Here is a 2,741-nt window from a genome sequence, read left to right as displayed (position 1 = left end):
TTATGTATGGCGATACCAATAATTATAATAAAGTCAATTATTAATAACCATATAGTAGTAATACTTATATCTGTAATAATAGCACCATTTATATATGGTATTAGCTGTATTTTATTAAAAGATGATATAGCGTTAAATGTTTTAGAACAATTAAAATCTAAGTTTATTAAAAAAAATAGTAGCTGATATAAACTTAAAATAGTCATTTATATACCGTAATTATTCAATTTAGATACAAAAGGAACTAAAATATATATGATTTTTAGTTCCTTTTGTATTAGGTGACAATATTATATTTAAAATAAAAAGAATATTCTTAAGATATATATAAGAGAATGTAAAGAATTATCTATAATAATAAAAGTAATTCAAATTAATGATAAATTATCAGTAAAAATATGCTAGATGATTAATAATCTAAAAATATGAAAATATAATAACATATTGCTGGTACATGTTATGTTCTAATTGAAGGGAATCATTAATCTGCGAAATTAAAATAGAATTAAGTATTATAGATAAATACATGTAGATTAGTTTATAACTTAAACAATATAAGGAGCAGAAGTAAATGAATCAAGAAGTAAAAGAGAGAGATTATAAAATTGATATTTTAAGATTTATTGCAATAATATGTATTATATTATCTCATACTAAACCACCTGAAACTATATTTTTATTAAGAAATTTTGATGTTACTTTAATGGTAATGATTATGGGAGCATCCTTTTATTTAAGTAATAACGATAAAAATATAAACTATAGTAACTATATAATAAAAAGATTTTATAGATTAATTGTGTCTACATGGATATTTTTATTTATATTCTTTATTGCTTTTTATATTATATCCTTATTAACAAATACTGAATATCGATTTGGATTAAAAAGTATTTTAGAATCATATTTATTGATAGAACGTACAGGATATAAAGGTATAGGGTATGTATGGATAATGAGGGTATTTTTTTTAATTGCAATTTTAAATCCAATAATATTATATATTAGTAATAAAATAAAGTACAATAGGAACTATTTTATAGGATTAATTTTAATATATATATTATATTTAGGGTTAATAAGTATAAACTCTAAATTAAGTGGAGTGATTAAATTAATTTTTGAAAATATTATTATATCATTGATAGGATGGGGATTAATAGGTTCAATAGGAATAAGATTAAAAAAAATGAGTAAAAAAGAATTATATATATATGGAAGCATATCATTAATAATTTTTATATGTTTAGCATATCATTATAATTTTGACTCTACTCAAAATTATAAATATCCACCTACTATCTATTATATATCATATGGAGTATTTGTTAGTTTATTTTTATTAATAATATTAGATTTTGAATGTATCTACAATATATTTAATAATAGATTCGTAAAATATATATCTACTAATTCGTTATGGTTATATTTTTGGCATATAATACCCATATATATTTTAAAGATATATGGAAGTTCAATACCGCTGATAAATAGTAATTTTATTACAAGATTTATATTTATATTTACATTTGCAATGATAATTACTATTATACAAGGATATGCTAAAACTAAAATTAGGCATAAAAAGATATGCAAATAATCGGTATGGAGATGAAATAAATATTGTATTTTCGTTATATTATAGTAATAAATATTACGAAATATAATTTATGAAAGTTTAAATAAAGAAGCGATTATATATTCAAATAATATAGATTAGAGTTAGAATTGTTAGAATCGTATTTATAAAATATAAATTAATGGAGGTCATTGTGTATATATTAAACTTTATCAGAGGATTTTGTATGGCCTTAGCTGACAGTGTACCAGGGGTGTCAGGAGGAACAATAGCATTTATATTAGGTTTTTATGACGATTTTGTAAACGCACTACATAGTTTAATATCAAACAATAAAAGTGGTAGAATAAAAGCATTTAAATTTCTGGCAAAGATAGGAATAGGATGGATTACAGGATTTATACTATCAGTATTGTTTATAACAAATATATTTGAAAAAAATATATACGAAATAAACTCCTTGTTTTTAGGATTTATAATATCATCTATTCCATTAATAGTTAAATCAGAAAGAAAAACATTAATAGATAATAAGAAAAATATAATATTTTTAATAATAGGAATAACTGTAGTTGGAGCAATGACTTATTTTAACCCAGTTACTAATAGTGGTAATAGTTTTTCTATTAAATATGATAATTTAAACCTATTATTTATAGCATACATATTTGTATCTGGAATGATTTCCATATCAGCAATGGTATTGCCAGGCATATCAGGTTCTACTATACTTTTAATATTTGGACTTTATGCACCGATACTTAATGCTGTAAAACAAGTATTAAAGTTAAATTTTGATTACTTAGCAGGTATATTGATATTTGGATGTGGAGTTTTGATTGGTATTTTAGTAACAGTAAGAATGGTAAGATATTTACTTCGAAATTTTAGGGCACAAACAATATATTGTATTATAGGTCTTATGATAGGATCTATATATTCAGTTATAATGGGACCTACATCTCTTGAAATACCTAAACCACCAATGTGCATAAAAACATTTAGTATCATATTTTTTGTTATAGGATGTACATTAGTTCCAGTACTAGAAAAACTTAAGGATGTGCTTAAAAATAAAGAAATATAATAGCATCTGCAATATATGCTTATGACTTTGAAGGAAGAAGATACGATGTTGGTAATAAGCTAGGTTTCTTAGAAG

Annotated in this window: 3 protein-coding genes; all 3 read left to right on the top strand. The window is 22.3% G+C overall.

Annotated elements, in window-relative coordinates; genetic code table 11:
• Positions 1 to 186: hypothetical protein (locus tag Q5F54_RS12680; protein ID WP_302334546.1), on the top strand; the 186-nt coding region annotated here is incomplete at its 5' end.
• A 385-nt stretch (positions 187 to 571) separates the two neighbouring features.
• On the top strand, positions 572 to 1,600 hold the full coding sequence (locus Q5F54_RS12675; RefSeq protein WP_302169418.1) for an acyltransferase: 1,029 nt from the start codon (positions 572 to 574) through the stop codon (positions 1,598 to 1,600).
• 172 nt (positions 1,601 to 1,772) lie between these two features.
• Positions 1,773 to 2,666 carry a DUF368 domain-containing protein gene (locus Q5F54_RS12670; RefSeq protein WP_302169417.1) on the top strand — a complete coding sequence of 298 codons (894 nt, stop codon included), beginning with the start codon at positions 1,773 to 1,775 and terminating at the stop codon, positions 2,664 to 2,666.
• Positions 2,667 to 2,741: the final 75 nt, after the last annotated feature.

It is taken from the genome of uncultured Romboutsia sp. (assembly GCF_958366745.1).
Classification (GTDB): domain Bacteria; phylum Bacillota; class Clostridia; order Peptostreptococcales; family Peptostreptococcaceae; genus Romboutsia; species Romboutsia timonensis.
This window is presented reverse-complemented; position numbering and strand designations above follow the sequence as displayed.